This window comes from Bradyrhizobium sp. ERR14 (genome assembly GCF_014198235.1).
Lineage (GTDB): Bacteria > Pseudomonadota > Alphaproteobacteria > Rhizobiales > Xanthobacteraceae > Bradyrhizobium.
The window spans coordinates 1-26,999 of record NZ_JACIHD010000018.1 but is presented as its reverse complement, the minus strand read 5'-3'; the positions used below and the strand labels follow the sequence as shown (position 1 = coordinate 26,999).

Sequence of the window (26,999 nt, the reverse complement as noted above, 5' to 3'; positions counted from 1 at the left end):
AGCACACCGGCACCATCCCAGGTGGAATCGCCATTGTGCCGCGCGGCCGCATATGCGACAGTCTGTAGCGCTACAAGAAAACTCAATCCGCAAGGTAAGTCGCCATGGACGATCGTTTGCCCGAACTGGGCGACCTCGAGCACGAGGTCATGCAATTGGTTTGGGCCCATGGTCCTGTCACGGCCGAAATCGTGCGCGAGCGGTTGTCGCGGCGTCTGAAGGAATCGACGGTGCGCACGGTGCTGCGGCGGCTGGAAGAAAAGGGCTATGCTAACCACACCGTGGACGGACGTACCTACGTCTACCAGGCCGCCGAGCCGCGCGCGAAGGTGGCGGCCAAGGCGGTGCAGCGCATCGTCGACTGGTTCTGCAACGGCTCGATCGAGGAGGTCCTCGTCGGCATGGTGGACAACAAGATGCTCGACCAGCAGCAATTGCGCACGCTGGCCGACCAGGTGGCCAAGGCGAAGAAGGCGAGGGGAGTGAAGAAAGAATGATCGCAACTCTGGCGGAGGCGGCACTGCGCTCCCTTGTGCTGGGAGGCGTCGTCTGGTTCGGTCTCAATCTGTTTCGCGTGCGCAACCCGCACGTTCACATGACGGCCTGGGTCGTCGTGCTGCTGGCCTCGCTGGCGATGCCGTTCGTGATGCATTGGCCGACGCTCACGATCACCCGGCTGCCCTTGCCGGTCGCCGTGCCGGATGATTTTCTGCCGGCCGACGTCTCGATGCTGGAGACGCCGCAGCCCGCGCTGCCAGTCGCGCCCGGCATTGCCATCGCGCCGCAGGCCAGAAGCGGGCTCTCGATCAATTGGTGGCTCGTTGCCACCGTGATCTATGCCGGCGTCGCTGGCCTGTTGCTGCTGCGGCTCGCGATCGGGCTCTGCCTGACCTGGCGTCTGGCGCGCGCAGCCTCGAATATCGGCGCGCATCCCGGTCGCGCCGCGCGCCGCGCCGTTCCGATCGCCAATGGCGAGGCGATGCTGCGCCGCTATATCGAGGGCGTCGGCAGAGGACAGCCGGACTATGAGCACATGACCTCGGAAGTGGCCGACATCACGCGTCAGCAGTTGCCGTTCGACCAGGCGATCCTGGCGCGGCTCGGTGCGTTGCGTGCGGTCTCCTTCCGCGGCGTCACCGCGCTCGACAGCGACATCTACATCGCCCAGTTCGCCAACGGCTCGGCGGAATGGCGCATCGGCGTCAGGAACGACACCATCACGAAGATCGCGCTCGGGCCGAATTTCTAGGGCCGCCGGCCGCTCCCGATGTCTTGATGGAGGTGTTTCAATCTCCGCTTGTCTGCCAGTCCCACGAATGCTACGATATGTAGCATTACAATTCGTAGCCTCGAGCGATGCCGTCGGGCGGGCTCGTAGAATCGGGCATTCGCCATGAGCAATTCCGCAAAGGCCGAAGCCGTGCTGGCGCTCCATCGCTTCGGGATGGGGCCGCGGCCGGGCTCGATTGCCGCGCTGGGAAGCGACCCGCGTGGCGCGCTGATCGCCGAGCTCGACCGGCCGCTCGTGCTCGCCGCGGCGGCCAGCCTGCCCTCCAGTGCGAAAGCCTATCGTATCGTGGCCGATGCCAATGCGCGGCGCACGGCCCGCGCCAAGCAAGCGCAGCAGCAGGCCAAGAAGCAGCAGATGGCGTCGGCGCCCACCGCAGCTGACGACCAGGCTCAGCCGCAATTGCAGACGCAGGGGCAAGCGGGCCAGGAAAAGGACGCCGCCGAGATGGCGGCGAAGCAAGCCGCCGACGCTATTCCTGATCCCGGACGTCCGATGTATTTGCAGGAAGCCAAGCTGCGCACGGAGGCGGCGCTTGCAGCCGATATCGGCTTTGCCGAGCGGCTGGTCTGGTTCTGGTCAAATCATTTCTGCGTCTCGGCCAACCGGATCCAGAGCATGTCCGGCGCCTATGAACGCGAGGCGGTTCGCGCCAATGCGCTTGGCCGGTTCGTCGATCTCCTGCTGGCCGTCGAAGGCCATCCGGCGATGCTGTTCTATCTCGACAATCTCGGTTCGATGGGGGCGAATTCGACCGCGGGCATCAACCGCAGCAGCGGCCTCAACGAGAACTTTGCCCGCGAGATCATGGAGCTGCATACGCTCGGCGTGCGCTCCGGCTACACCCAGGACGACGTCATCAACTTCGCCAACGTGCTGACCGGCTGGACGCTGGTGCCGCCGGGCGCCGATCCCCAGCATGGCGGCGAGTTCACCTTCAATCCGCGGCTGCACGAGCCCGGCGGACAGACCGTGCTCGGCAAGCGCTATGAGCAGGAGGATGTCGAGCAGGGCCGCGCCGTGCTGCGCGATCTCGCTACGCATCCGGCAACGGCGACTCATGTCGCGACCAAGCTCGCGCGCCACTTCGTCGCCGACGAGCCGCCGCCTGCGCTGGTCGAACAGATGGCGAAGGTTTTTCGCGACACCGATGGCGACCTCAAGCAGGTCGCGACCCTGATGGTGTCGTCGGACGAGGCGTGGCGCGCGCCGCCGTCGAAGCTCAAGCGTCCCGGCGAATGGGTCGTCGGGATGGTGCGCGCAACCGGCATCACGCAGGTCGATCCCGTCCGCTTCACCGGCGGCCAGGAGCTGCTGGGAGAGGCGCTGTGGCGTCCGCCCGCGCCCAAGGGTTATCCGGATGATGAAGCAAGCTGGATCGACGGCGTCGGCCGGCGGCTCGACGTGGCCAACAATTTCGCGGAGCGCATCACCGGCATGGCCGATCCGCAAGCCATCATCGAGGACGTCTTTGCATCGCAGATCGCCCCCGAGGTGAAGCAGGCGGTCGGCCGCGCCGAGAGCCGGCAGCAGGCGCTGGCGCTGCTGTTCATGTCGGCGGATTTTCAGAGGAGGTGAGCATGGGCGTCGTCAATCATTTGCCCACGCGACGCGAGCTTCTGGTCGGCTCCGGTGCGCTGTTCGCATGGAGCCAGATGCCCAGGATCGCGCGTGCGGAGGGGCGCGATCCGCGCCTGCTCGTCATCGTGCTGCGCGGTGCGCTCGACGGTCTCGGCGCCGTCGCGCCGGTCGGCGATCCCGACTGGATCTCATTGCGCGGCGATCGCGCGCTGGTGCTGGACGGCAAGCCGCCGGCGCTGCCGCTCGATGCCTTCTTCGCGCTCAATCCGGCGATGCCGAATTTGCACCGGCTCTACAAGAGCGGCAAGGCGGCGATCGTCCACGCAGTTGCGACGCCCTATCGCGAGCGCTCGCATTTCGACGGCCAGGACGTGCTGGAGAGCGGGCTCGTCAAGCCCGGTATGACCAGTTCGGGATGGCTCAACCGCGCGCTGCTCGCGCTGGAATCGGGCGGCCGCGTCGATCCACGCGGCAGCCGCGCGCTCGGCATCGGCTCGGTGACGCCGCTGGTGGTGCGCGGTTCGGCGCCGGTCATGACCTGGGTGCCGCAGAAATTGCTCCCGGCGAGCGAGGACACGCAGAGCCGCCTGCTCGATCTCTACCAGCACACCGATCCGAAGCTCGCGACCGTGCTGCAGGCGCGCATGAAGCTCGCTTCGCTCAGCGGGGCACCCAGCGCGGGCGACGTTATGTCGGACGATCCGACCCTGGCGCCGCCGGGCATCGCGCGCGTGCGCGCCTACTTCGCCGACGCCGCCGGCACCGCCGCGCGCTATCTCGCCAAGCAAGACGGTCCGCGCGTCGGCGCCATGGGCTTCGTCGGTTGGGATACGCACATCGCCGAAGGCGCGGCCTCGGGCCAGCTCTACAATCTGCTCGGCGCGCTCGACGGCGCCTTCGCCGCGATCGAGAGCAACATGGGCGAGGCCTGGGGCGAGACCGTCGTCGCCGTGGTCACCGAGTTCGGGCGCACCGCGCGCATCAACGGAACGCAAGGCACCGATCACGGCACCGGCACGGTCGCGTTCCTGATCGGCGGCGGGCTCGCCGGCGGCCGCGTGATCGCGGACTGGCCGGGACTGAAGCCGGCGCAACTGTTCGAGGATCGCGACCTCAAGCCGACCACCGATCTGCGCGCCGTGCTCAAGGGCCTGCTCAGGGATCATTTGCGCGTCGAGGAGAAGGTGCTGGCGGATGCGGTTTTCCCCGGCAGCGCCGACGTCAAGCCGATGGGGGGCCTTGTGGCCTGAAGGCGCAATGTGCACGCTGACGCAAAGAGAGCTCGATTTTCTCGCCAGCTTGAAGACGAACTGGCAAAGGCTCTATTGGCGTGAGTTCGCGCGCATCCTCAGAGAGAACGCGCAGCCCCGATACGCCGGCGCCGAAGCTGGCTCCGCGCCGCAACAGGGATGAGGCTCGCATGAGGCGGCGCCAGTTCATTTCGCTTCTCGGCGGCGCCGCACTGGCGCCGCTCTCCGCGGTCTGCGCGAACGCAGCCGACGGTTGCGGTGTTCCGCCCGAACGGGGCGACGGCTGGCCGGGCGGCTCCGTCGCTGGCGACAGTCTCGTCAATCGCGAGGCGCTGTGCGGGATGGCCGACCGGCTCGCCACGAGCGATGCCAATATCCATGCGGTGCTGGTCGCCCGCGACGGCAAGCTGGCGTTCGAGCGTTACTTCAAGGGCGCCGACGAGATACCCGGCTACATCTACGGCCGCCGGGTGGAAACCATCGCCTTCGATGCCGATACGTTGCACAACATGAAGTCTGTTTCGAAGAGCGTTGCATCACTCGTCGTCGGGATTGCGATCGATCGCGGGCTGATACGCGGCGTCGACGAGCCGATCTTCAGCTTCTTCCCCGAGCTGTCCGACTTGCGTTCTCCCGAAAAGGACCGCATCCGGCTGGTGCATGTGCTCACCATGTCGATGGGCCTGAAGTGGGTCGAGGCGACGCCCGCGACGGGAGACGACGACAATGACGAGACGCGCATGCATATGGCGTGGGATCCGTGTCGTTACGTTCTCGGTCTTCCCGTGACCGCCGCGGCGGGGCAGGAGTTCTTCTACAACACCGGCGCGCTCACGCTTGTGTCGGCCATCATCCGCAAGGCGACGGGACGTCCTCTCGATGAATTCGCGCGCGAGAATTTGTTCGAGCCTCTGGGTATCACCGGCACGGCGTGGGGCCGGTACAGGGGGGATACCGATGCCGGAGGAGGATTGCGCTTGCGACCGCGCGACATGGCCAAGATCGGCCAGCTCGTGCTTGCGGGCGGTCGCTGGAACGGCCGCCAGATCGTCTCCAAGGCGTGGATCGAGGCTTCGACGGCAGAGAAGATCAAGGCGACGGACTCTCAAACCTACGGATATCTGTGGTGGCGCGGCCAAACGCGCCTCAATGACCGCAAGATCAACTGGATCGGCGCGCTTGGCCGCGGCGGGCAGTCGATCCGCATCGTCCCGGAGCTCGATCTCGTCGTCGCGGTGACTGCGGGTTACTATCAGGACTACAGCTCGCAAGCGTTTCGATTGCAGTTCGGCGTCTTCCGGGACGTGTTGCGCTCGATCCCGCCTCCGGCCTGAACGGGAAGGGCCCCTCTGGGGCGGTCACCGTCCCGATTCAGGACACGCTGGTGTGGTGGAATCGTCACAGCTGACGCGAAACGGCGGCGGCCCCAGGCCCGCTTTTGTTCCGACAAGGTTCTGCCCTCATTGCCCACCGAAATTCCGGGCAGTTCGGAGGGCGCATCATGTCTTGCATTGCACGTGCCGAAACTGCCCGGATTTCGCTGGCAACCTCGAGCCGGCTGCTGCTGGCCATCGTCGGGGCAGCCTCGCTCGCCGCCTGCGCGCAATCGCCGGTCGGCCGTCAGAAGGCCGATCTCGGGGGCACCGGCCGGCAGGCCGCGATCGAGCGGCCGCACCGGGTGGCGGCGCTGCATCCAAGGCCGATCAGCAGGGCGCGCATTCCCAATGGCGATGCAAAGCAAGCGACCTCACACGGCGTTGCCAGCTTCTATTCGGATACGGAGACTGCGAGCGGCGAGAAGTTCGACAAGAACGAATTGACCGCGGCCCATCCGACCCTGCCATTCGGCACCAAGCTGCGCGTCACCGACGTTTCCTCCGGCCGCTTCGTGACCGTCAGGGTCAACGATCGCGGTCCCTATATCCGCGGACGCGTCGTCGACGTCTCGCCTTCCGCGGCCGAGGCGCTCGGCATGGTCGACAGGGGCATCACCAATGTCCGGCTCGACGTCGTGCAATGAGGCCCGGCCCGTCGAGATCGACCCGCGCACTTAACCGGCTGTTAGCTGCTCTGTCGCACCATGGCTGTCCAACAAGTCGAGGCTCCAGGTTCGGGGTCTTCTGGGGAGGCGGCGCTTGAACACGATCCAGTATCTCGAAGATCAGGCTGCGCGCGCCGAGCGGCTCGCCAAACGGATCACGGATACGCTGACGATCGAAAGGCTCCTGACCTTCGCGGGCGAGCGTCGCCGCGAGATCGAAGTCATCGCCGGCAAGCATCGCCGCGCTTAACTCCCGCATTCATGCTATGGCTCTCGACGAAGTCGCTGAGATAGTCGGGCAGCTCTATGCCATAGATGTCGCAGCGCGCCTTTATCGCGCCGGCGACATCGGTCGAGATGTCCTTCATCCAATGTTCGAGCGTGTTGAACGAAATCACCTTGATGGGGTCGTTGAAGCAACCGGCGACGAACTCGCCGATCGTGGCTTCGAGATCGCTCCGCTCGATGCGAATCTCCGTCGCCTGGTCGAGGCGATCGATCACCACGAACAGGGTCTTGTCTGCGCCATAGGGCACGACCGGGGGTAGTACGCCAGTTGCAAGCATGTGAGGCACTCACGCCTTGACTTCCGATTTCCACCAACGGGAAAAACCGGCAGAAGGTTCCTAACGCGCCTGCATGTGAAGCGCCGTCAGAGAAATTCTCTCCAGCGCGAGAGTTCGATAACGTGTTCGGGCGAGAGGATGCCGGTCACGAGCGGCGGCTGCGCCGCTGTCCGGATCTCATAGAGATGCCGGGTCGTCGCCGGCTTCCCCATGAACGCCGAGATGCACTCGTCGAGCGTGCCTTCCCTTATCGGGTATGATTCCCGGTCCGGCCGGCGCTGGTTTGCCAGCGATGGCCATTTATGCAGGGCCGCCAGCGCATCGAAATCGACCTTTGAAGCCGCAACCACGTCCCCCATCGTCCCACCTCACGCAAAAACACCCCAGCACGCGGATTTGCGTGCCGGGGCCCATACCTGTCGCTGCATCTCAATGCCACACGCACTTAACGGGGCAGCGGGGAAAAGGTTCCCGGCCGCTCCGTTTCCGCTCAACTCGCGGCCGCCGCGATTTTGTGCCCTGGGCTGGCGTTGCCGTGATTGTCCTCGTCACCGCGGCCGATCTCCGGCGGCAGCCCGGCGAAGCGTCGCAAGGCTTCCGCCATTTGCACGCGGCCCGGCACGCCCGTGATCACCACATCGACCATTGTGAAGGACGAGTGGAAATGGCCGTGCGCCCTGAGCTGCTCGACCGGGACGCCTGCGGCCGCCATCGCTTCGGCATAAGCGATGCCTTCGTCGCGCAAGGGATCGAACTCGCAGGTCGCCACGAAAGCAGGCGGCAACCTTTCGACCTTGCCGCGGAGCGGCGAGGCGCGCGGATCGGTGCGGTCCGCCGGCGAGCAGTAGAGGTCCCAGAACCAGTACATCAGCGATCGCGTCAGGAAGTAGCCGGTCGCATTGTCGTTATAGGACGGGCGATCGAAGGTGCAGTCGGTGGCCGGGCAGATCAGGAGCTGGCCAGCGATCTCCGGCCCGCCGCGGTCGCGCGCGAGCTGGCAGGTGACGGCGGCGATGTTGCCGCCGGCGCTCCAGCCCGCCACCATTACCGGGCCCGGCTTGCCGCCGAGTTCAGTGGCGTGTTCGGCGATCCAGCGCGTGGCCGCATAGCCGTCTTCGGCAGCGGTCGGGAAGCGATGCTCGGGCGCGTGGCGATAGCCGACGCTGACGAACGTCATGCCGGTCCGCCGCACCATGTCGCGGCAGAACGGCTCGTCCGACTGCTCGTCGCCGAGCACCCAGCCGCCCCCGTGGAAATAGACCACGACCGGATGCGGTCCCGGCGTCGCCGGCTTGTAGACGCGGTAGGGCAGCGCGCCGCCCGTGACGGGCAGGGTGCCGTCGATGATGTCGCCGATCGGCCGTCCGGCGGGCCGGCCCTTGTTGAACTCGTTCACGAACTCGCGCGCGCCGATCGCGCCCATCGACTCGATCGGCGGCAGATTCAGCGACGCGAGCAGGTTCATCACCAGCCGCACGTCGGGCTGCAGCCGCACCACCTCGCCGTCATTGCATTGCTCCGTGCCGCCAGGGCCGGTGAGCCTGAAGCCGAGCATGCCGCGGCTGACCACCTCGTCGCAGATGCTGCGATAGGGGCCGACGCCGCCGGTATAGGGCATCAGGCCCTGCACCTTGCCGGGGACGTTGGCGCCCGTGTACCAGGTGTTGGCGAGCCGATGCAGCGTCAGCATCGAGCAGTCGGCCATGTGTCTGTTCCACCCGGCCTGCGCCGTCTCGGTCGGCTCGATCGTGGTGAAACCGGCATCGCGCAGAGCAGCCAGGCGGTCGACCACCCAGTCGACATGCTGCTCGATCGACACCGCCATGTTCGACAGCACCGACGGGCTGCCGGGCCCGGTGATCATGAAGAAGTTGGGAAAGCCTTCGACCGTGAGCCCGAGATAGGTCTGCGGCCCCTGCGCCCAGACATCGGTCAGCGACTTGCCGCCGCGCCCGGTGATCGGATGCACGGCGCGGATCGCGCCGGTCATGGCGTCGAAGCCGGTCGCGAACACGATGACGTCGACGTCGAAGCTGCGGCCGTTCGTGGAGATGCAACTTGCCGTGATCGCCTTGATCGGCTCCTGCCGCAGATTGACCAGCGTGACGTTCGGCCGGTTGTAGGTGGCGTAGTAGTTGGTATCGAGGCAGGGACGTTTTGCGCCGAACGGATGGTCGTGCGGCATCAGCGCCGCGGCGGTCTCGGGATCCTTCACGGCCGCCGAGATCTTCTCGCGGATGAGATCGCAGATAAGCTTGTTGCCGTCGACATCGACCGCCTGATCAGCCCAGAGCTGGGTCAGGATATAGACCAGATCGCCCTTGCCCCAGGCTTCCTCGAAGCGCGCGCGGCGCTCGGTGTCGCTGAGCTGCCAGCTCACTGCCATCTGCTGCGGATAGGGCACGCCCGCCATCGACTGGCGCGCCTGCTCGCGATAGGCGGCGCGATCGCCCTGCAAAAGGCTCATGCGGTCCCATGGCGCCGGGCCGTTATGCGCGGGCAGTGCGAAGTTCGGCGTGCGCTGGAACACGGTCAGATGCGCGGCCTGCTCGGCGATCAGCGGGATCGACTGGATCGCCGACGAGCCGGTGCCGATCACGGCGACGCGTTTTCCTGCGAGATTGACGCCGCCATGCGGCCAGCGTCCGGTGAAATAGACCTCGCCTTTGAAATCCTTGACGCCGTCGATCTCCGGCGGCTTCGGCGCCGAGAGGCAGCCGGTGGCCATGATGTAATGGCGGCAGGAGACCGGCGGGCCTTTGTCGGTGGTCAGCTGCCAGCGCTCGGCCTTCTCGTCCCATTTGGCTTCGGTGACCTTGGTGCTGAAGCGGATGTCGCCCCTGAGGTCGTAACGGTCGGCGACGAAGCCGAGATAGCGCAGGATTTCGGGCTGGGTCGCGTATTTCTCCGACCAGGTCCAGGCCGCCTCGAGCTCGGGATCGAAGGTGTAGCTGTAGTCGATGGTCTGGATGTCGCAGCGCGCGCCCGGATAGCGGTTCCAGTACCAGGTGCCGCCGACGTCGCCGGCCTCTTCAAGCCCGACCGCCGAGAGGCCGGCCTTGCGCAGGCGATGAAGCAGGTAAAGGCCGGCAAAGCCGGCGCCGACCACGGCGACATCGACCTGCTGAGCGGTTCCGCGCTCATCGGAGGCACGTGTGGCAACCATCGCGTCAGGCATGGCATCCTCCCGTATGTTTTGTTTTGCCGGCAGGCTATCGCCACATGCACGGCTTGTCATCACGGCATGTGCAATCTTGGGTAGGCGTTTGCGGCGTCATCGTGGCCGCGTGAATGTTGCGGCACTACACGCACCGCGATGCACAATGGCCGTGATTGCCCGGGCTAATCATGCCCGATCCGCCTCTGTATGCTTGCGGTTACAAGCCACGCGTAACGATCGAGCGTCATGCCAGAGTTGAGTGAGCGGACCAAAGCGAACATGGACGTCGTCCTGGAGCAGACGTGCCGGCAATTGCCGCATGGCGGCGATCACGACAGCCGCAGGTTCATCGCCGAACGCCTGATCGAAGCTGCGCGGGCCGGGCACACCACGCTTGGCGAGCTCGGCATCGTCGCGCGGCACGCGCTGGCGGAGATTCTCGCAAAGCGCGGTTAGTGCGAGCCGGCAGGCTTGCCCCGCCGACGGCGGCGGACGTAACCTGCAGGAAACCGTTCCGCGCATCGAGATGCACCGAAGATGCGATCCCTGCTCGCGCTTCTTGCGGCCTCCATTGTCCTGTGTTGCGCCGGCCCGGCCGTGGCGCAGCCGGTCGGACAATTTCCATTCGCGCTGACGCGTGAAGGACAGATGCTCGGCGCCGTCGAAGGCGAGGTGGCCTCGTTCAAGGGACTGGCCTACGCCGCGCCGCCGGTCGGCGCGCTGCGTTGGCGCCCGCCGCAGCCGACGCCCGAAAGTTCGGAGATGCACACCGCCTACGATTACGGCGCGCCGTGCCTTCAGCCGTCCTTGCCTGATGCGAGCGAGGATTGCCTGACGCTGAACGTGTTTCGTCCCTTCGGGGTCGACGGCCCGCTGCCGGTGATGATGTTCATCCATGGCGGCGGATTCATTAGCGGCACCGCGAATGAGCGGCTGTTCGACGGTGCCAGGCTGGCGCAGGCCGGCCTCATCGTGGTCACCGCAAATTATCGCCTCGGCGCGCTCGGCTGGCTCGCTGATCCCGCGTTGGCGGACGGCGGCTCCGGCAATTACGGCCTGATGGACCAGATCGCCGCGCTGCGTTGGGTTCATGACAACATCGCGGCCTTCGGCGGTGATCCGCACAACGTCACCTTGTTTGGCAGCGACGCGGGCGCGACATCGATCGCGCTTCTGATGCTGGCCGCGCAGTCGCGCGATTTGTTCCAGAAGGCCATTCTGCAATCGGTGCCCGGTCGCGCGCCTCTGCGCTCGGTGCAGGACGCGCAGGCGACCGGCCGGCAGTTCGTGGCGGCGCTCGGACCGCAGGCGGATTTGCGCGCCGCCGAACCGCGCCGCCTGCTTGCCGCCGAAAGCCGTCTGCTGGAGCAATCGCGGTATGCCTTCGCGCCAATGATGGATGGAAGTCTGGTGACCGAGGATATCGCTGCCGGCTTTGCGGCCGAACATCAAAGCCGCATTCCTCTGATGATCGGCTCGAACGACGACGAGACGGGTTTCGACGGCGAGTTCGATACCAGGGAGGAGCTTGCAGCGTCAGGCCTCACAAGCGATGAGCTGCGCAAGCTCTATCCCGATCTCGCCAAGCCTTCTCTCGACAGGCCTTCTCTCGCCAAGCCTTCGGATATTGCGGCAAGATTTTACACCGACAAAGTTTTTTCCGAGCCCGCAAGGCTGCTGGCCCGCCTGCATGCCGCAAGCGGCGCGGCGACCTTTCGCTATCGCTTCGCTTACGTGCCCGAGGCGCGCCGCGCCAATCCTGGGGCTGGGCACGGGCGCGAGTTGCAGTTCATCTTCGGTGCAGAAGGCGTGCCGGGCGCGGGCATCTTCTCGCGGGCTGATCGCGAGGTCGCAAGCCGCATGCGGTCCTATTGGATCAACTTCGCCAGAAGCGGCGATCCCAACGGTCCCGGTCTGCCGCATTGGGACGCAGCCGCAGGGAGCGATCGCCTGCTGCTGATCACCAACGAGCGCATCGCGAGCGGCGACGATCCCTTGGCGGAGCGTCTCGACCGGCTCGCGCGCTAGCGCCGACAAAAATGGTTGGACTTAAGCCGCGAGCTCGACGCGGGGCGCCGGCGTCAGCCGGCCTTCCTCCAGGTAGTCCATCGCGCCGTCCTTCTCGACGGCGTAGAACTGCTGGCCTTCGCGCGACTTGAAGGCGGCGCGAACGATGCCGCGGCGGCCCTTGTCACTGTTGACGACGTCCCCCAGCGCAAACTTCTTCATCTCACGTCTCACTTGTCTTCAGGCCGACTGCTTCGGCCACGCCGGGGATTTTGGGCGGCAAATCGTTAACGACTTGCTAACCATGCCGGTTTGCCTATGCTCGCCGCCGGACGCGCGGGCACGCGCAGAGTGCCGATGAGACGAGCCCCATGACGCGATTTCCGACCCTGTTCCTGTCGCACGGCGGCGGCCCCTGGCCCTTCATGGAGGACCGGCGGGTGCAATATGCCAGGACCGCCGAAGAGTTCGGCCGGTTGCCGCAGCTTCTCCCGGAGCGGCCGAAGGCCGTGCTCGTCATCACCGGCCATTGGGAGGCCGATGCCTTCACCGTCTCGACCTCGGCGCAGCCGCCGATGGTGTACGACTATTACGGTTTCCCCGAGCATACCTATCACCTCAAATATCCGGCGCCGGGCCGGCCCGAACTTGCGACCGAGGTGAAGGCGCTGCTCACGCGCGCGGGCCTCGAATGCCGGGAAGATCCCAACCAGGGTTTTGATCACGGCACCTTCGTGCCGCTCGGCCTGATGTATCCGAACGCCGACATGCCGATCGTACTGCTGTCGCTGAAGTCTGCTTACGATGCCGCCGAGCACGTCAAGGTCGGCGAGGCGATTGCCCCGCTCCGCGATGAAGGCATCCTGATCGTCGGCAGCGGGCTGACCTATCACAACATGCGCGGCTTCAACCGGCCGGAGTCCAAGCCGGTCTCGTATGACTTCGAGGCCTATTTGAACGAGGCGATCAGCAACCCCGATCCGGCCCGCCGCAACGCGATGCTGGTCGATTGGGAGAATGCACCGAGCGCGCGCCTGGCGCATCCGCGCGAGGATCATCTGCTGCCGCTGATGGTGGCTGCCGGCGCCGCCGGCAGCGATATCGGCAAGCGCGTCTTCGTCGACGAGGTCGCGAGTGTGGCGATGGCGTCGTATGTGTTTGGGTGATTCCGTAGGGCGGATTAGCGAAGCGTAATCCGCCGTCGTGCGGCAAGGTGGCGGATTACGCCCGCGGACTGCGCTTCGCGCAGCCGGGGGCTAATCCGCCCTACGGCATCCCGCGACCTCACCCGTATTTCAGCTTCATGAACAAAATGCCGCCGGCGAGCAGCATGGTGACGGCGTTCGAGGCAATCAGCGGCCCATCGCCGGAGAGCAGGCCATAGATCAGCCAGAGCAGAAGGCCGAGCACCATCACAAGAAACATGCCGAGCGAGATGTCTCCGGTGGAGCGCGTCTTCCACACCTTGATGGCTTGCGGCGCATAGGCCACGGTGGTGCAGGTGGCGGCGGCAAAGCCGATCAGCTTGATCACGAACGGGTCCATGCCGGCTCTATAGCATGGATTCGACGACGGTCATCGCCTCAGGCACGCTCCGTCATGAGCCCGCGATACAGCGCGGCATAGTCGCCGGCGCGGTTGCGCCAGGAGACGTCGGTCGCAAGGCCGTTTCGTTGCAGCCGGCGCCAGGTCTGCTTGTCGTGGAAGGCGGTGTTGGCCTTGCGCAGCGTGCCGGCGAGGGCAGCCGCCGTCACGGGTGCGAACTTGAAACCGGTGGCATCGCGGTCGGCGGCGTCGGCTTCGCTGATGTCGACGATGGTGTCCTCGAGCCCGCCGACGCGTGAGACGATCGGAACGGCGCCATAGCGCAGCGCGCAGAGCTGGGTCAGGCCGCACGGCTCGAAGCGTGACGGCACGATCAGCGCGTCCGATCCGGCCTGGAGCAGGTGCGCCAAAATCTCGTCATAGCCGATCACGACGCCGATCCGGCCGGGATTGGCGCGGGCGGCGGCCTGATAGCGATCCTGGAGATCGCGGTCGCCGCTGCCGAGCAGCGCGAGCTGCATGCCTTCGGCCAAAATGGTCGGAATGGCCTCGAGCAGCAGATCGAGCCCCTTCTGCCAGGACAGCCGGCTAATGACGCCGAGCAGCGGCGCCTCGTCGGAGGAATCGAGATTGAACTGCTGCTGGAGCACCGCCTTGTTTGCCGCCCGGAAGGTCAGGTCCTCGGCGCCGTAGCGGTAGGCGATGTGCGCATCGTCCTGCGGATTCCACACCGAGATGTCGATGCCGTTGAGGATGCCGCTCAGCACGTTCGCGCGTGCGCGCAATAGGCCACCGAATCCCATGCCGCCTTCGTCGCTCTGGATCTCCTGTGCGTAGGTCGGCGACACCGTCGTGATCCGATCGGCGAATTGCAGGCCTGCCTTCAAGAAGCTGATGCCGCCGAAATATTCGATCTCGTTGACGTTGAACGCGTGCCAGGGCAGCCCGATCGCACCGATCAGCTCGGGAGCGAACTTGCCCTGATAGGCCATGTTGTGGATGGTCATCACGGTGCCGGGCCGCGGGCGATTGTCATAGTGCAGATAGGCGGGCGCGAGCCCGGCCTGCCAATCATGGGCGTGCACGACATCGGGAACGAAGGCGGGGACGAGGCCGTGGCCGATATCGGCGGCGATGCGCGACAGCGCCGCGAAGCGCACGCCATTGTCCGGCCAGTCGACACCCTCGGTGGTGACATAGGGATTGCCCGGCCGCGCATAGAGATGCGGCACGTCGAGCACGAACAGGTCGAGCCCGTCATGGGAGCCCGCGAGCAGCCGGCCCGGCCCGCCGAAATAATCCGGCCAGCTCCGGATCTCCTCTGCGTTCGATACGATCCGCGTCACGTCGGGATAGCCCGGCATCAAGGTGCGCATCTCGACGCCATGCGCCTTCAGCGCGATCGGCAGCGCGCCGGCGACATCCGCGAGGCCGCCTGTCTTGACGATGGGGTAGACTTCAGAAGCGACCGCGAGGACGCGAACAGGCCTCATGTATTGAGCCTGTCGATCATCGGCTGGGTGACGAGCGAAATCCCCTGCTCGGTGGTGCGGAAGCGCTTGGCATCGAACGCGGGATCCTCGCCGATCACGAGTCCTTCCGGAATCTCGACGCCGCGGTCGATCACGACGTTCTTCAGCCGCGCGCCGCGGCCGACATTGACATAGGGCATGATCACGGCGTTCTCGACATTGGCATAGGAGTTGATGCGCACGCCGGTGAACAGCAGCGACCGGCGCAGCGAGGCGCCGGAGATGATGCAGCCGCCCGAGACCAGCGAGCTCACGGCCTGGCCGCGCCGGCTCTCCTCGTCATGGACGAATTTCGCCGGCGGCGTGATCTCGGCATAGGACCAGATCGGCCAGGAGCTGTCGAACAGGTCGAGCTCGGGCACGACGTCGGTGAGGTCGATATTGGCGGCCCAATAGGCATCGACCGTGCCGACGTCGCGCCAATAGGCGCGGGGGTCGCTGCCGGAACGCACGCAGGAGGTGGAATACTGGTGCGCCATCGCGCGGCCGTTCTTGACGAGGTAGGGAATGATGTCCTTGCCGAAATCGTGGTTCGAGTTCGGGTCATCGGCGTCGCGCTTGAGCTCCTCGAACAGGAACTTGGCGTCGAACACGTAGATGCCCATGCTGGCGAGCGAGACGTCCGGCTTGCCCGGCATCGGCGGCGGATCCTTCGGCTTCTCCAGGAACTCCTGAATCCAGCCGTTCTCGTCGATATGCATGATGCCGAAGCCCGAGGATTCCGTCCGCGGCATCTCCAGGCAACCGACGGTGACGTCGGCGCCGCTGTCGACGTGCTGGCGCAGCATCACCTCGTAATCCATTTTATAGATGTGGTCGCCGGCCAGCACCACGATGAAGCGGCAGGCGTGGGATTCGATGATGTCGATGTTCTGGTAGACCGCATCCGCCGTGCCGACATACCACATGTTCTCGGAGACGCGCTGGCTCGCGGGGAGGATGTCGAAGCTCTCGTTTCGCTCAGGGCGGAAGAAGTTCCAACCCATCTGAAGATGCCGGATCAGGCTGTGCGCCTTGTACTGGGTTGCGACCGCGATGCGGCGGATGCCCGAATTGACGGCATTCGACAGCGCGAAATCGATGATGCGGGACTTGCCGCCGAAATAGACGGCTGGCTTGGCGCGGCGGTCGGTCAGCTCCAGGAGCCGGCTGCCACGTCCGCCAGCCAGGACGAACGCCAGCGCCTGACGGGCAAGCGGCTCGGGTCTCGCGGCACTCATGTCATTCCTCCCACTCACACCCGGCGCAGGCCGAGGCTATTTGTCGCGAGAAGCCTCGCGCCATTGGAACCGATAGTAGCGGTACGAATAGTCAATCGTGAAGTAGGTTGTTGGTTGCGCGGGCGAGAAGCTTAATGCTTTGCCTTGGCCGCGGGGCTCCGGCATCGCACCGGTGTCACGTCGGGCAGAGCGGGCGCGTCGGCTCGCCTCGCATGCCGGCAGCCGGCTCGCAGCGAGGCTTGGACGAGGCTTGTGCGCCGCACGCAAATCCGGGCTTGGAAAATCCGGGCTTTGACTTGGCGCAAAGATGCCCGATCATGTCGCTGCGATCCTTTTCCAAGCAAGACGTTAGACAGGGAGCAAGTCGATGAGGATCTGGAAAACGGCAATTGCCTGTTCGGTCGCCGGCGTGGTCATCGCCGGTCAAATTCAACAGGCGGCAGCGGCCCCGCTGCCGACCAACGTAGCGGCCATGAAGGCCGCGGTTGGTGACGATGTCGCGCAAGTGCATTGGCGCGGCGGCGGGTGGGGTTGGGGCCTTGGCGGTCTCGCGGCCGGCGCGATCATCGGCGGCGCGATCGCGGCCGGCGCGCCTTACGGCTACGGCTATTACGGCGGCGGACCGTATTATGGCGGCTATGGCTATCCGGGTTACGGCTACGGTTATGCCCCCGCCTATTACGGCGGCTACGGCTACGCGCCGGTGTATCCGCGCTATTATCGGCCCTATCGTCCGTATTACGGCTATGGCTACGGCTACCGGCCGTACCGGGTCTATCACCGGCACTATTATCGCCGATATTGGTGAGAACCGCGCGCGGCTAGAACGAGAACCACACGATCAGGCTCATGCAGGCCAATTGCGTGAGCACGATCGCGGCGAGATGCAGCGGACCGGCCTTGAGGCGAGGCCTGCGCATCCCGCTACGTTCCACCTTGTTGGGTTTGCCTATTGCCGCGAACACGGCGCGCTCCCTCTCCCGCTTGCGGGGGAGGGCTGGGGTGGGGGTGTCTCCGCGGGCGACAACCCCCAAGAGGAGAGAGCTCCGGCGCGCGGGTCGATGCTTCGCATCGCCCGGAACGCGCCGACCTCTCCCGCAAGCGGGAGGGGCCGAGCGAGCCCGCGGCTCAGTCCGCAATTCATCTCGCTCAATTCGATCCCGCCGCCGCGGCGGTGAAGCTGCGGTCGACGGCTTTGCTCACGTCGAGCTTCTTGGGCAGGATGCCGTAGCGCGTCGAGCGGTCGGAGGCTTCCTGCACCTCCTTCACCACGTTCTCGTCGATCAAGATCGGGCTGGTACGCTGCGCGGTGTAGGCTGACAGCAGCACGTCTTCCGGCAATTTGGTCAGCTCGGCGGTGTTCCTGGCATATTCGGATACGTGATCCAGCGACCACAGCCGCGCCTTGTTCAGCCGCTGCACCAGATCCTGCACCGCCGCGCGCTTGGTGGCGATGGCGTTGTCGGAGGCGACGATGAAGGTGATGGTCGGCGTCAGCCCTTCGCCGTCGGCGATCACGCGCGCCTTGTCCTTCAGCGTGGCGAACGAGACGTAGGGCTCCCACGCCGCCCAGGCATCGATCGAGCCGGCGACCAGCGCGATCTTGGCATCGACCGGGCCGAGCGGCGCGAAGGTCGCATTCTCGAGCTTGATCTGTGCCTTTTCCAGCGTCGCGTCGATCAGGAACTGGCCCCAGCCGCCGCGCGTGCCGGCGAGGCGTTTACCCCTAAGGTCGGCGGCCGATTTGATCGGCGAATCCTGACGCACCAGGATGGCTTGCGTCCTCGCATCCGACCTGGTGCCGCCGATCGCCTTGATCGGCGCGCCGGCGGCGTAGACCGAGAGGAAGGAGAGATCGCCGGTGTAGCCGACGTCGAGCGCGCCGGCGTTGAGCGCTTCCAGGATCGGCGCCGCCGCGGGGAATTCCGACCATTCGATTCTGTAGGGCAGGTCCTTCGCGTAGCCGGAGATTTCGAGCAGCGAGCGGTTGCCGCCCTTCTGGTCGCCGACGCGCAGCACGACGGTGTCCGCGGCAAACGACGCGGCAGTCGTCGACAGCGTGATGGCGGCGGCGAACAGCGAAGCGGCGAGCCGGCGGGTGATGGAATGATCGTGGGAGTTGATGCTCATATAGCCTGTCTTGTTGCTTGCTTGTGACTTTGGCTCACGACGCGTGAGCGAGCGATGCAGCGAGACGATCAAGTCTATGACCGCGCGAAGTGCAGTCAATGAAATGGCCAACCGTATTGCGCGCGCATCGGGCAAGGACGTTTCATTAAAGCCTTGCGCGCGAGAACACGACGGTCTTGCGAGAGAAGGATGCACGGGATCCAAGCAGATGCGCGCTCGTGGCGATGGTCGGGAGCAACCGCATTCGCGAAAATCGTTTCATCGTTCCCGCGCGCGCCGATGGAGAGAATGACCTCGCTTCGCATCACATTCGAAATTCCATTTCATTGACGATACGGCGAGTGCGCCGCATGATTTGCGCATCGCATCAACGCGGCGCGACAAACGCCGGCGGAATAATTTTCTCTCAACGCAGCTCCGTACGGACCATGCGCAACGCGAACCGTTGCGCACATGGCGGAGCCGTGCCAGCGCAGGAGTGGGGACTGATGAACAACGACGACAGGCGCGCCGGACGGGGGCTCGACCGGCGCCATCTGCTCCAGGCGGGGCTTGCGGCAGCCTTCGCCGCGCCGCTCGGCGCGCTGGGCGCGCAGGCCTTTGCGCCGCGCGGGATTGCATCCGGCATCGACTTCTCGGAGTTTCCGCTGTGCCGGACGGCGTCCGATGCGCCCGCGCTCACCGGCGCGCCACGCAAGCTGAAACTGTCGTGGAACGCCGGCGCCGTCTGCCTCGCACCGGTGCCTGTTGCGATCGAGCATGGCTTCTTCCAGAAGCACAATCTCGACGTCGAGCTCGTCAACTATTCCGGCTCGACCGACCAGCTGCTCGAAGCCATCGCGACGGGCAAGAGCGACGCTGGTCTCGGCATGGCGCTGCGCTGGCTGAAGCCGCTGGAGCAGGGCTTTGACGTCAAGATCGCCGCCGGCACCCATGGCGGCTGCATGCGCGTGCTGTCGCGCGCTGATTCCGGCGTCGCCAGGCTCGCCGATCTCAAGGGCAAGATCGTCGCGGTCGGGGATCTCGCCGGTCCCGACAAGAACTTCTTCTCAATCCAATTGGCAAAGCTCGGCATCGATCCGAACAAGGACGTCGACTGGCGCGCCTATCCCGGCAACCTCCTTAACGTCGCCGTGGAGAAGGGCGAGGTGCAGGCGTTCCTGTCCTCCGATCCGCTAGCCTATCTCTGGCTCAAGGACACCCAGTACAAGGAAGTCGCCTCCAATCTCGACGGCGAATTTCGCGAAAAGAGCTGCTGCATTCTCGGCCTGCGCGGCAGCCTGGTGCGGGAGGAACCGCTGGTCGCGCGCGCCATCACCCAGGCGCTGCTCGATGCCGCGATGTTCAGCTCGCAGAATGCGACGATCGCGGCAAAGTCGTTCCAGCCCTATGCGCCGAAGGCGGCCACGCTCGCCGATATCGAGGGCATGGTACGCTACCATACCCACCATCATCATCCCGTCGGCGACGTGCTGAAGCGCGAGCTCAAGGCCTATGCCGACGATCTCAAGAGCGTGCAGGTCTTCAAGTCGAGCACCGACACGGCCAAATTCGCGGAGCGCATCTATGTCGACGTATTCGCTGTCTGACGGCCTCGCCTCCGGTGCGCCGCGTCTTTCCCGCACGCCGCTGCTGGCGAGCTGGGCGAGGGAATCCGGCGTCGGCGTGCTCGCCAGCATCGCCTGGATCGCCTTCGGCCTGTCCTGCCTGTGGTGGGAGGATGTCGGCGATTGGTCGCGCACGCATTCGCTCGGCATCGCCGCCTTCGTCATCGCGGCGATCTCCCTGTTCGGAACGGTCGGCGCCGATTATCTGGGATCGGCTGGCCGCGGCCTGCACAAGCGCGCGCCCTGGCTGGTTGCGCTCGGCGCCTTCCTGACACTGTGGGAAGTCGCGACGGCAAAGTTCGCCTGGCTGCCGCTGCCGTTCTTCCCGCCCCCGCAATCGATCATCGAGGTCTACACCGATGATCTGCCAAAATTGCTCGACAGCGTCTTCGCCTCGGTCAAGCTGCAGCTCGGCGGCTATCTGATCGGTGCCACGGTCGGCTTTTTGACCGGCGTCTCGATCGGCTGGTCACGTGCGGTCGGGTACTGGGTGCATCCGGTGCTGCGCTTCATCGGCCCGCTGCCCGCGACGGCCTGGCTGCCGATCGCCTTCTTCACCTTCCCGTCGAGCTGGAGCGCCTCGACCTTCCTGATCGCGCTGGCAACTGGCTTTCCCGTCACCGTGCTGACCTGGTCGGGCGTCGCGAGCGTCAACAATGCCTATTACGATGTCGCGCGCACGCTGGGCGCAAAGCCGTCCTTCCTGGTGCTGAAGGTCGCGATCCCCGCCGCGCTGCCGCACGTCTTCGTCGGATTGTTCATGGGGCTCGGCTCGTCCTTTGCCGTGCTCGTCGTCGCCGAGATGATCGGCGTCAAGGCCGGGCTCGGCTGGTACCTGCAATGGGCGCAGGGCTGGGCCGCCTACGCCAACATGTATGCGGCGCTGATCGTGATGTCGCTGCTCTGCTCCGGCGCGATCACGCTGCTGTTTGCGATCCGCGATCGGCTGCTGGTCTGGCAGAAGGGGACCGTGGAATGGTAGCCACAGCTCTCGCCGAAACCGTTACGCATCCCGCCGCCGGCGCCGCGCTCGACATCGAGCAGGTCAGCCACGCCTTCGACATCGACGGCACTGAGCTGCCTGTTCTCAGCGACGTCAGCATTTCCGTGGAGCCAGGCGAGTTCGTCGCGCTGCTCGGCCCCTCCGGTTGCGGCAAGTCGACCTTGCTGCGGCTGGTCGCCGGCCTCGACAAGCCCAAGGCAGGAAGGTTGCGCGAGGACGACAGCCGCATCAGAAGCCCGCATCCTTCGCGCGTGGTCGTGTTCCAGGATCCGACCCTGTTTCCCTGGCGGTCGGTCTGGGACAACGTCGCCCTGGGCCTCGAGGCCCAGGGCATCCTCAAGAGCCAGCGACACCGCGTCGACGACGCGCTCGATCTCGTCGGACTGGCCTCGTTCCGCAACGCCTTTCCGCACCAGCTCTCCGGCGGCATGGCGCAGCGCGTCGCGCTGGCGCGCGCGCTGGTCAACGATCCCAAGATCCTGATCCTCGACGAGCCGCTCGGAAAACTCGACTCCCTGACCCGCATCACCATGCAGGCCGAGCTCGTCTCGCTCTGGCAGCGCAAGGGTTTTACCACGCTGCTCGTGACCCACGATGCCGAGGAGGCCCTCGTGCTCGCCAACCGGGTTATCGTCTTCAGCGATCGGCCCGCGCGCGTGAAGGCCGACATCCGCGTCGACCGGCCCTATCCCCGCCATCGCGGCGATCCCTATCTGGCGGACCTGCGCCGCCAGATCCTCGGTCTGCTGGGATTGGACGCGACATGGTGACATCCGCAGCCAAAGGGCGCACGGCCCAGAGCGAGCCCGACTACATCGCGCGAGCCGAAGCACTCGCCGAAGGTTTCGCGGCACGCGCAGCCGAGCATGACCGCAGCGGCAGCTTCCCGTTCGAGAATTTTCGCGAGCTGTCCGAGGCGGGCTTGCTGTCGCTGACCGTGCCGGCGGTCCATGGCGGGGCCGGCGCGGGTGCGCGCTACGCCGCGCGCGTCCTCGGCATCATCGGCAAGGCCGACCCGTCGACCGCGCTGGTGCTGTCGATGCACTACATCAACCATCTCGTCATGGCGCGCAGCCCGACCTGGCCGGCGCGGCTGTCGCGCAAGCTTGCGCGCGAGAGCGTCGAGGGCCTCGCGCTGGTCAACGCGCTGCGGGTCGAGCCGGAGCTCGGCTCACCCGCCCGCGGCGGCCTGCCGTCGACGATCGCGCGGCGCACCGAGACCGGCTGGCGCCTCTCCGGCCACAAGATCTATTCGACAGGCTCGCCGATCCTGAAATGGTATCTGGTCTGGGCGCGGACGAATGAGGCCGAGCCGCGCGTCGGGCAGTTCCTGGTGCCGGCGGGCCTGCCGGGCACGCGCATCGTCGAGACCTGGGATCACCATGGCCTGCGCGCGAGCGGCAGCCATGACGTCATCTTCGACGACGTCGTGATCCCGCTCGATGCCGAGGTCGATCTGCGCAAGCCGGCGGACTGGCGGACGCTCGACGTCACGCAGGCCGCCGTCCACACGGTCTTCGTCGCCGCGATCTATGACGGCGTCGCCCGCGCCGCGCGCGACTGGTTGATCACGTTCCTGAAGCGGCGCGTTCCCGCCAGCCTCGGCGCGCCGCTCGCGACCCTGGCCCGCGCACAGGAGATCCTCGGCGCCATCGAGGCACGGCTCGCGGTCAATGCGCGCCTGATCGCCTCCTTCGCCGGCGATTTCGACGACGGCGTCGCGCTCTCTGCGGCCGAATCCAACGTGATCAAGCTCACCGTCACCAACAACGCCGTCGCCGTGGTCGAGGATGCACTGTCACTCACCGGCAATCACGGCCTGTCCCGCGCCAATCCACTGGAGCGGCACTATCGCGACGTCTTGTGCGGTCGGGTGCATACGCCGCAGGACGATTCCACGCGCATCGGCCTCGGCCACGCCGCACTGGGCCTCTAGGACATCAACAGGGAGACCGGATCATGTCGATCGAGTTCATCGGCTTCATCAGCAACAACAATTCGTCCGAGACCGTCGTCCGCGAGGGACCGGTCCTCAACCCCACCCACATCGAGACAGTGGCGAAGGCGCATGAGAATGCCGGCTTCGACCGCGCGCTGCTGGCATTTCATTCGACCTCGCCCGACGCGCTCCAGGTGGCGCAGCACGTCCTCAACGTGACCTCCCGCCTCAACGTGCTGATCGCGCAGCGGCCGGGTTTCACCGCGCCGACGCTGCTGGCGCGGCAGTTCGCGGTGCTCGACCAGTTTTCCCGCGGTCGCGTCGCGCTCCACGTTATCACCGGCGGCAATGCCACCGAGCTCAGGCAGGACGGCAACACGCTCGACGACAAGGACGAGCGCTACGCCCGCACCTCCGAATTCCTCGACATCCTCAAGCTGGAATGGACCAGCGACAAGCCGTTCACCTACAAGGGCAGGTATTACCAGGTCGAGAATGCGTTCTCGCAGGTGAAGCCGTATCGCCCCGAGGGCATCCGGGTCTATTTCGGCGGCGCCTCGGATGCGGCGATCGATGTTGCCGGCAAGCACGCCGACACTTTTGCGCTGTGGGGCGAATCCTACGCGCAGGTGCGCGACGTGACCTCGCGCGTCCACAACGCCGCTATCAGGCAGGGCCGGCCGACGCCGCGCTTCAGCCTCTCGGTGCGTCCGATCATTGCCCCGACCGAGAAGCAGGCCTGGGAAAAAGCGGAGGAGATTCTGGCACGCGCTACCGCGCTGCAGGACAAGACCGGCTATCGTAAGCCCGCCGACGGCCACGCCACTGCCGGCGCGCGGCGCCTGCTCGCGCTCGCCGATCAGGGCAGTCGCATCGACAAGCGGCTCTGGACCGAGATCGCAAAGCTCACCGGCGCCAACAGCAACACCACCGCGCTGGTCGGCACGCCCGAGCAGGTCGCCGAAGTCTTCGGCGATTATTACGATCTCGGCATCAGCCATTTCCTGATCCGCGGATTCGATCCCTTGATCGACGCGATCGAGTATGGCCGCGAGCTGATCCCGCTGACGCGCGAGCTGGTCGCCAGGCGCCAGGCCGTTCGCGGCCAGGCCGCGGAATGATCCGCCGCTCGTGTCCCGGACGCGGTGCAGCGTGCAACGCTGCGTGATGCCCTGCGTCCGGGGCACGAGAACTCACAGGGCGCTCAAGCATCCGTGAAACGAGGGTGCGCCTTCCAACCCGATCGCCATCCTCGACACGTTCGTTCTGCGCTTCAGGCCGCCGACAACATCCCCATTGCTATTTGCACCGCCTCCCTTGCGCCGCTTCGCACCCCGTCAAAAATCAATCCGACGACCACATCGGGAGACCGGCCATGGGCCTGCAAGAAACGAGAATCGAATCGCTTCCCTTCGTCACTGCCGAATTGAACTATCTCGCGCCGACCGCGGGAAAACCGCGCACCTACGCCTTCGATCCGCCGGCCGGAGAGCCCAAGAGCACGTCGCTGCCGGAGCCGCATCAGGTGCCGATCTTCGATGCGCGCCTGATCGCGAACAATTTCTCGCTCGACCGCGAGGGCTTTGCGCTGGTGCGTCATCCGACCCAGGTGAAAGACTTCTACGACGAGGCGGAGGTGAGAGCGCTCTACTATCCCGCCGTCGAGGCGTTCCTGCGCGCGACGCTGAAGGCCGACCGCGTCGTCATCTTCGACCATACCGTGCGCAAGCGCGTCGAAGGTGCGGCCGACATCCGCGGCGGCGGCCCGCGCCAGCCGGCCACGCGCGTTCATGTCGACCAGACCGCCGTCTCCGGCGCCAACCGCGTGCGCGAGCATCTGCCTGATGAAGCCGAGGAGCTGCTGAAGGGCCGCGTGCAGGTGATCAATCTCTGGCGGCCGATCCGCGGCCCCTTGCGCGATTCACCGCTGGCGATGGCCGACGGCACCACGGTTGCGCCCGGCGATCTCGTGGCGTCCGACCTGATCTATCCCAACCGCCGCGGCGAGACCTATTCGGTGAAATACAATCCTGATCATCGCTGGTTCTATTTTCCGGAGATGACGCCGGACGAGGCGCTGCTGCTCAAATGCTACGATTCCGCCACCGACGGCCGCACCCGCTTCGGGCCGCACACCGCCTTCGTCGATCCGACCACGCCTGCTGATGCCGCGCCGCGCGAAAGCATCGAGGTGCGCACGCTGGTTTTCACAAACAGTAACAATCTTTGATGGCGCTGCCGGGATCCGTCCCGGCAGTTCCAGGAACTGAAGGGAACAAATCGACGTTTGCGGGACGGGTTTGGGCCAACCCGGAGCGGTGCCGTGCGCGCGCAGCCGACGCTATTGTTTTGTCTCGCTACTTTCTCGTTTTCACCATTTTCTGTTGCACATGCCGAAAGCGGGCTCGCCTCGTACTACGGCTACGCAAAAGCCGGCAAAGGTGGCGAGCTCACCTGCGCGCACCGGACGCGCCCGTTCGGCAGCGTGCTCAGGGTCTCCTATGGCAGCCGCACGATCCAGTGTCGCGTCAACGATCGCGGCCCGTTCATCCGCGGCCGTATCGTCGACCTCTCGGTGCCGGCCGCCCGCGCGCTCGGCATGATGAGCGCCGGCGTGGTGCGAGTCTCCGTGGAATAGGCCGGCCAGCGCGCTATAGTGCCGCCCAAAGCAAGGGGGCACTATGGTTGGGATCAGGGTCGGACTCGTCGGCTGCGGCTTTGTGTCGGAGCTGCATATGTATGCGTTCCGGCGCGTCTATGGCGTGGACGTCGAGGTCGCGGCGGTGGCCGCGCGCGGCGACCACGTCGTCGAATTCGCTGGCCGTCACAACATCCCGCGCGTCTATCGCAGCTTTGCCGATCTGATCGCCGACCGCGAGATCGAGGTCGTCGACATCTGCACCCCGCCCAACCTTCATGCCGAAATGATCGTCGCGGCGATGCAGGCCGGCAAGCATGTCATTTGCGAGAAGCCGTTCGCCGGCTATTTCGGCCGCGACGGCGACAAGCAGCCGATCGGCAAGCACGTGCCGAAGGCGCTGATGTATGAGCGCGTGCTGGAGGAAATGGACAAGACGCGCGCCGCGATCGAGCGCACCGGAAAGCTCTTCATGTATGCCGAAGACTGGATTTACGCGCCCGCGGTGACCAAGACTGCGGAGATCATCAAGGCGACCAAGGACAAGATCCTCTTCATGAAGGGCGAGGAGAGCCATTCCGGCTCGCACGCGGCCCACGCCGCGCAATGGGCGATGACCGGCGGCGGCTCGCTGATCCGCATGGGCTGCCATCCGCTCTCCGCCGTGCTCTACCTCAAGCAGGTCGAAGCCAAGGCGCGCGGTGAGAGCATCCGTGTCGCCAGCGTCACCGGCGATGTCGGCAACGTCACCGCCGGCCTCAAGCCGGAGGAACGCACCTACATCAAGGCCAATCCCGTCGACGTCGAGGATTGGGGCACGCTGACGGCGACGTTCTCGGACGGCACCAAGGCCACCGTGTTCTCCGGCGACATGATCATGGGCGGCGTGCGCAATCTGGTCGAGACATATACGTCAGGCGGCTCGCTGTTCGCCAACATCACCCCGAACAATCATCTGATGAGCTACCAGACCTCCGAGGAGAAGCTCGCCAGCGTCTACATCACCGAGAAGGTCGACCGCAAAACCGGCTGGCAATATGTCTGCCTCGAGGAGGAATGGACGCGCGGCTATCTGCAGGAGATCCAGGACTTCATGGAATGCGTGGCGACTAGCCGGCAGCCGCTGTCCGACCTCGCGCTGGCCTATGAGACGATCAAGGTGAACTACGCAGGGTACTGGGCCGCGGAGGAGGGGCGGAGGGTGGTGTTGTGAGAGTGTGATGAACTCGCTGAGCTAGCCGCGAGCAGGCTGCCAATCCTTCTCCCCTTGTGGGAGAAGGTGGCGCGAAGCGCCGGATGAGGGGTTCCATCCGCGAATTCAATCGCGAGAGGCTCGCCTGCGGAGGCAACCCCTCACCCGTCTCGCCGCTGCGCTTCGCGCCACCTTCTCCCACAAGGGGCCTGTTGCGTTATCGGTCTTGGAGGCTGAGGACATGAGGAGAGAGGGGCGCGGTCACGGCAATTGCCAGCCAAGTCTGTAGTGTTCGCCCTC

Annotated in this window: 27 protein-coding genes; 19 read left to right on the top strand and 8 right to left on the bottom strand. The window is 65.7% G+C overall.

The features are described 5' to 3' along the window. Positions 1 to 104: 104 nt before the first annotated feature. The 7 genes from GGD62_RS31835 to GGD62_RS31805 all read left to right on the top strand — a co-directional run bounded on the left by GGD62_RS31835 (position 105) and on the right by GGD62_RS31805 (position 6,410). Entirely contained in the window at positions 105 to 497 is a 393-nt protein-coding gene (locus GGD62_RS31835; protein ID WP_018319749.1) for a BlaI/MecI/CopY family transcriptional regulator, read from the top strand. Next, complete coding sequence (locus GGD62_RS31830) at positions 494 to 1,249, top strand: hypothetical protein (RefSeq protein ID WP_183712135.1); 756 nt, start codon at positions 494 to 496, stop codon at positions 1,247 to 1,249. Before GGD62_RS31835 ends, GGD62_RS31830 begins: the two co-directional genes overlap by 4 nt. A 144-nt stretch (positions 1,250 to 1,393) precedes the next feature. Further along, the gene (locus GGD62_RS31825) at positions 1,394 to 2,866 is read left to right on the top strand and encodes a DUF1800 family protein (RefSeq protein WP_183712133.1); all 1,473 of its coding nucleotides are present in this window, start codon (positions 1,394 to 1,396) and stop codon (positions 2,864 to 2,866) included. Between the two features lie 2 nt (positions 2,867 to 2,868). After that, positions 2,869 to 4,119, top strand: a complete 1,251-nt coding sequence (locus GGD62_RS31820) for a DUF1501 domain-containing protein (RefSeq protein WP_183712131.1) — start codon at positions 2,869 to 2,871, stop codon at positions 4,117 to 4,119. Between the two features lie 170 nt (positions 4,120 to 4,289). Further along, positions 4,290 to 5,453 carry a serine hydrolase gene (locus tag GGD62_RS31815; protein ID WP_183712129.1) on the top strand — a complete coding sequence of 388 codons (1,164 nt, stop codon included), beginning with the start codon at positions 4,290 to 4,292 and terminating at the stop codon, positions 5,451 to 5,453. 167 nt (positions 5,454 to 5,620) lie between these two features. Further along, a complete protein-coding gene (locus GGD62_RS31810) occupies positions 5,621 to 6,139 on the top strand; it encodes a septal ring lytic transglycosylase RlpA family protein (protein WP_183235183.1) in 519 nt (172 codons plus the stop codon). A 115-nt stretch (positions 6,140 to 6,254) separates the two neighbouring features. After that, entirely contained in the window at positions 6,255 to 6,410 is a 156-nt protein-coding gene (locus GGD62_RS31805; RefSeq protein WP_018319756.1) for a hypothetical protein, read from the top strand. Here GGD62_RS31805 and GGD62_RS31800 read toward each other — a convergent pair. The 3 genes from GGD62_RS31800 to GGD62_RS31790 form a co-directional block, all read right to left on the bottom strand. Further along, positions 6,382 to 6,726: a hypothetical protein gene (locus GGD62_RS31800; RefSeq protein ID WP_179736052.1), complete on the bottom strand. Its 345-nt coding sequence runs from the start codon at positions 6,724 to 6,726 to the stop codon at positions 6,382 to 6,384. The genes GGD62_RS31805 and GGD62_RS31800 overlap by 29 nt on opposite strands. An 86-nt stretch (positions 6,727 to 6,812) precedes the next feature. Next, positions 6,813 to 7,085 carry a hypothetical protein gene (locus GGD62_RS31795; RefSeq protein ID WP_179736050.1) on the bottom strand — a complete coding sequence of 91 codons (273 nt, stop codon included), beginning with the start codon at positions 7,083 to 7,085 and terminating at the stop codon, positions 6,813 to 6,815. Positions 7,086 to 7,216: 131 nt separating this feature from the next. Then, on the bottom strand, positions 7,217 to 9,904 hold the full coding sequence (locus tag GGD62_RS31790; RefSeq protein ID WP_183712127.1) for an alpha/beta hydrolase fold domain-containing protein: 2,688 nt from the start codon (positions 9,902 to 9,904) through the stop codon (positions 7,217 to 7,219). 228 nt (positions 9,905 to 10,132) lie between these two features. Here GGD62_RS31790 and GGD62_RS31785 point away from each other — a divergent pair, with 228 nt between their 5' ends. Together GGD62_RS31785 and GGD62_RS31780 are read left to right on the top strand one after the other, a co-directional pair. Further along, positions 10,133 to 10,342 carry a hypothetical protein gene (locus tag GGD62_RS31785; RefSeq protein WP_026202245.1) on the top strand — a complete coding sequence of 70 codons (210 nt, stop codon included), beginning with the start codon at positions 10,133 to 10,135 and terminating at the stop codon, positions 10,340 to 10,342. A gap of 81 nt (positions 10,343 to 10,423) precedes the next feature. After that, positions 10,424 to 11,914 carry a carboxylesterase/lipase family protein gene (locus GGD62_RS31780; RefSeq protein WP_183712125.1) on the top strand — a complete coding sequence of 497 codons (1,491 nt, stop codon included), beginning with the start codon at positions 10,424 to 10,426 and terminating at the stop codon, positions 11,912 to 11,914. Positions 11,915 to 11,935: 21 nt separating this feature from the next. Here GGD62_RS31780 and GGD62_RS31775 read toward each other — a convergent pair whose 3' ends face one another. After that, on the bottom strand, positions 11,936 to 12,115 hold the full coding sequence (locus GGD62_RS31775; protein WP_028145412.1) for a hypothetical protein: 180 nt from the start codon (positions 12,113 to 12,115) through the stop codon (positions 11,936 to 11,938). Positions 12,116 to 12,264: 149 nt separating this feature from the next. Between GGD62_RS31775 and GGD62_RS31770 the strand changes: the two genes are divergently transcribed. Then, the gene (locus GGD62_RS31770; protein ID WP_179736044.1) at positions 12,265 to 13,059 is read left to right on the top strand and encodes a class III extradiol ring-cleavage dioxygenase; all 795 of its coding nucleotides are present in this window, start codon (positions 12,265 to 12,267) and stop codon (positions 13,057 to 13,059) included. Between the two features lie 118 nt (positions 13,060 to 13,177). Here GGD62_RS31770 and GGD62_RS31765 read toward each other — a convergent pair whose 3' ends face one another. From GGD62_RS31765 to glgC, 3 genes are read right to left on the bottom strand one after another with little or no spacing between them, the layout of a single operon-like run. After that, complete coding sequence (locus tag GGD62_RS31765; RefSeq protein WP_183235187.1) at positions 13,178 to 13,438, bottom strand: SemiSWEET transporter; 261 nt, start codon at positions 13,436 to 13,438, stop codon at positions 13,178 to 13,180. A gap of 38 nt (positions 13,439 to 13,476) precedes the next feature. After that, positions 13,477 to 14,931, bottom strand: coding sequence for a glycogen synthase GlgA (glgA, locus tag GGD62_RS31760; RefSeq protein ID WP_183712123.1), 1,455 nt, complete (start codon positions 14,929 to 14,931; stop codon positions 13,477 to 13,479). Beyond that, a complete protein-coding gene (glgC, locus tag GGD62_RS31755; RefSeq protein WP_018319764.1) occupies positions 14,928 to 16,190 on the bottom strand; it encodes a glucose-1-phosphate adenylyltransferase in 1,263 nt (420 codons plus the stop codon). The genes glgA and glgC overlap by 4 nt, the downstream gene beginning before the upstream one ends. 367 nt (positions 16,191 to 16,557) lie before the next feature. Here glgC and GGD62_RS31750 point away from each other — a divergent pair, with 367 nt between their 5' ends. Beyond that, a complete protein-coding gene (locus GGD62_RS31750; RefSeq protein WP_183235189.1) occupies positions 16,558 to 16,998 on the top strand; it encodes a hypothetical protein in 441 nt (146 codons plus the stop codon). 341 nt (positions 16,999 to 17,339) lie between these two features. On the opposite strand, the gene GGD62_RS31745 is transcribed toward GGD62_RS31750, so the two are convergent. Then, the gene (locus GGD62_RS31745; protein ID WP_183712121.1) at positions 17,340 to 18,320 is read right to left on the bottom strand and encodes an ABC transporter substrate-binding protein; all 981 of its coding nucleotides are present in this window, start codon (positions 18,318 to 18,320) and stop codon (positions 17,340 to 17,342) included. A 488-nt stretch (positions 18,321 to 18,808) separates the two neighbouring features. On the opposite strand from GGD62_RS31745, the gene GGD62_RS31740 reads away from it, so the two are divergent. The 8 genes from GGD62_RS31740 (at position 18,809) to GGD62_RS31705 (ending at position 26,720) form a co-directional block, all read left to right on the top strand. Beyond that, a complete protein-coding gene (locus GGD62_RS31740) occupies positions 18,809 to 19,909 on the top strand; it encodes an ABC transporter substrate-binding protein (RefSeq protein ID WP_183712119.1) in 1,101 nt (366 codons plus the stop codon). Further along, entirely contained in the window at positions 19,887 to 20,909 is a 1,023-nt protein-coding gene (locus GGD62_RS31735) for an ABC transporter permease (RefSeq protein ID WP_183712117.1), read from the top strand. Before GGD62_RS31740 ends, GGD62_RS31735 begins: the two co-directional genes overlap by 23 nt. Next, positions 20,903 to 21,700, top strand: a complete 798-nt coding sequence (locus GGD62_RS31730; protein WP_183712115.1) for an ABC transporter ATP-binding protein — start codon at positions 20,903 to 20,905, stop codon at positions 21,698 to 21,700. The genes GGD62_RS31735 and GGD62_RS31730 overlap by 7 nt, the downstream gene beginning before the upstream one ends. Next, positions 21,694 to 22,866 carry an acyl-CoA dehydrogenase family protein gene (locus tag GGD62_RS31725; RefSeq protein ID WP_183712113.1) on the top strand — a complete coding sequence of 391 codons (1,173 nt, stop codon included), beginning with the start codon at positions 21,694 to 21,696 and terminating at the stop codon, positions 22,864 to 22,866. The genes GGD62_RS31730 and GGD62_RS31725 overlap by 7 nt, the downstream gene beginning before the upstream one ends. Positions 22,867 to 22,889: 23 nt before the next feature. Next, the gene (locus GGD62_RS31720) at positions 22,890 to 23,990 is read left to right on the top strand and encodes an LLM class flavin-dependent oxidoreductase (RefSeq protein ID WP_018319773.1); all 1,101 of its coding nucleotides are present in this window, start codon (positions 22,890 to 22,892) and stop codon (positions 23,988 to 23,990) included. A 254-nt stretch (positions 23,991 to 24,244) separates the two neighbouring features. Then, positions 24,245 to 25,099 carry a CmcJ/NvfI family oxidoreductase gene (locus tag GGD62_RS31715; RefSeq protein ID WP_183712111.1) on the top strand — a complete coding sequence of 285 codons (855 nt, stop codon included), beginning with the start codon at positions 24,245 to 24,247 and terminating at the stop codon, positions 25,097 to 25,099. A 93-nt stretch (positions 25,100 to 25,192) separates the two neighbouring features. Then, the gene (locus GGD62_RS31710; RefSeq protein WP_179736024.1) at positions 25,193 to 25,507 is read left to right on the top strand and encodes a septal ring lytic transglycosylase RlpA family protein; all 315 of its coding nucleotides are present in this window, start codon (positions 25,193 to 25,195) and stop codon (positions 25,505 to 25,507) included. A gap of 43 nt (positions 25,508 to 25,550) precedes the next feature. Beyond that, positions 25,551 to 26,720, top strand: coding sequence for a Gfo/Idh/MocA family protein (locus tag GGD62_RS31705; RefSeq protein WP_183712110.1), 1,170 nt, complete (start codon positions 25,551 to 25,553; stop codon positions 26,718 to 26,720). The last annotated feature ends 279 nt before the right edge of the window (positions 26,721 to 26,999 follow it).

Bases quoted from the DNA above. Each gene is read 5' to 3' on its own strand.
- GGD62_RS31835 (WP_018319749.1), top strand. From the start codon at position 105: ATGGACGATCGTTTGCCCGAACTGGGCGACCTCGAGCACGAGGTCATG.
- GGD62_RS31830 (WP_183712135.1), top strand. From the start codon at position 494: ATGATCGCAACTCTGGCGGAGGCGGCACTGCGCTCCCTTGTGCTGGGA.
- GGD62_RS31825 (WP_183712133.1), top strand. From the start codon at position 1,394: ATGAGCAATTCCGCAAAGGCCGAAGCCGTGCTGGCGCTCCATCGCTTC.
- GGD62_RS31820 (WP_183712131.1), top strand. From the start codon at position 2,869: ATGGGCGTCGTCAATCATTTGCCCACGCGACGCGAGCTTCTGGTCGGC.
- GGD62_RS31815 (WP_183712129.1), top strand. From the start codon at position 4,290: ATGAGGCGGCGCCAGTTCATTTCGCTTCTCGGCGGCGCCGCACTGGCG.
- GGD62_RS31810 (WP_183235183.1), top strand. From the start codon at position 5,621: ATGTCTTGCATTGCACGTGCCGAAACTGCCCGGATTTCGCTGGCAACC.
- GGD62_RS31800 (WP_179736052.1), bottom strand. From the start codon at position 6,726: ATGCTTGCAACTGGCGTACTACCCCCGGTCGTGCCCTATGGCGCAGAC.
- GGD62_RS31795 (WP_179736050.1), bottom strand. From the start codon at position 7,085: ATGGGGGACGTGGTTGCGGCTTCAAAGGTCGATTTCGATGCGCTGGCG.
- GGD62_RS31790 (WP_183712127.1), bottom strand. From the start codon at position 9,904: ATGCCTGACGCGATGGTTGCCACACGTGCCTCCGATGAGCGCGGAACC.
- GGD62_RS31785 (WP_026202245.1), top strand. From the start codon at position 10,133: ATGCCAGAGTTGAGTGAGCGGACCAAAGCGAACATGGACGTCGTCCTG.
- GGD62_RS31780 (WP_183712125.1), top strand. From the start codon at position 10,424: ATGCGATCCCTGCTCGCGCTTCTTGCGGCCTCCATTGTCCTGTGTTGC.
- GGD62_RS31775 (WP_028145412.1), bottom strand. From the start codon at position 12,115: ATGAAGAAGTTTGCGCTGGGGGACGTCGTCAACAGTGACAAGGGCCGC.
- GGD62_RS31770 (WP_179736044.1), top strand. From the start codon at position 12,265: ATGACGCGATTTCCGACCCTGTTCCTGTCGCACGGCGGCGGCCCCTGG.
- GGD62_RS31765 (WP_183235187.1), bottom strand. From the start codon at position 13,438: ATGGACCCGTTCGTGATCAAGCTGATCGGCTTTGCCGCCGCCACCTGC.
- glgA (WP_183712123.1), bottom strand. From the start codon at position 14,931: ATGAGGCCTGTTCGCGTCCTCGCGGTCGCTTCTGAAGTCTACCCCATC.
- glgC (WP_018319764.1), bottom strand. From the start codon at position 16,190: ATGAGTGCCGCGAGACCCGAGCCGCTTGCCCGTCAGGCGCTGGCGTTC.
- GGD62_RS31750 (WP_183235189.1), top strand. From the start codon at position 16,558: ATGAGGATCTGGAAAACGGCAATTGCCTGTTCGGTCGCCGGCGTGGTC.
- GGD62_RS31745 (WP_183712121.1), bottom strand. From the start codon at position 18,320: ATGAGCATCAACTCCCACGATCATTCCATCACCCGCCGGCTCGCCGCT.
- GGD62_RS31740 (WP_183712119.1), top strand. From the start codon at position 18,809: ATGAACAACGACGACAGGCGCGCCGGACGGGGGCTCGACCGGCGCCAT.
- GGD62_RS31735 (WP_183712117.1), top strand. From the start codon at position 19,887: ATGTCGACGTATTCGCTGTCTGACGGCCTCGCCTCCGGTGCGCCGCGT.
- GGD62_RS31730 (WP_183712115.1), top strand. From the start codon at position 20,903: ATGGTAGCCACAGCTCTCGCCGAAACCGTTACGCATCCCGCCGCCGGC.
- GGD62_RS31725 (WP_183712113.1), top strand. From the start codon at position 21,694: ATGGTGACATCCGCAGCCAAAGGGCGCACGGCCCAGAGCGAGCCCGAC.
- GGD62_RS31720 (WP_018319773.1), top strand. From the start codon at position 22,890: ATGTCGATCGAGTTCATCGGCTTCATCAGCAACAACAATTCGTCCGAG.
- GGD62_RS31715 (WP_183712111.1), top strand. From the start codon at position 24,245: ATGGGCCTGCAAGAAACGAGAATCGAATCGCTTCCCTTCGTCACTGCC.
- GGD62_RS31705 (WP_183712110.1), top strand. From the start codon at position 25,551: ATGGTTGGGATCAGGGTCGGACTCGTCGGCTGCGGCTTTGTGTCGGAG.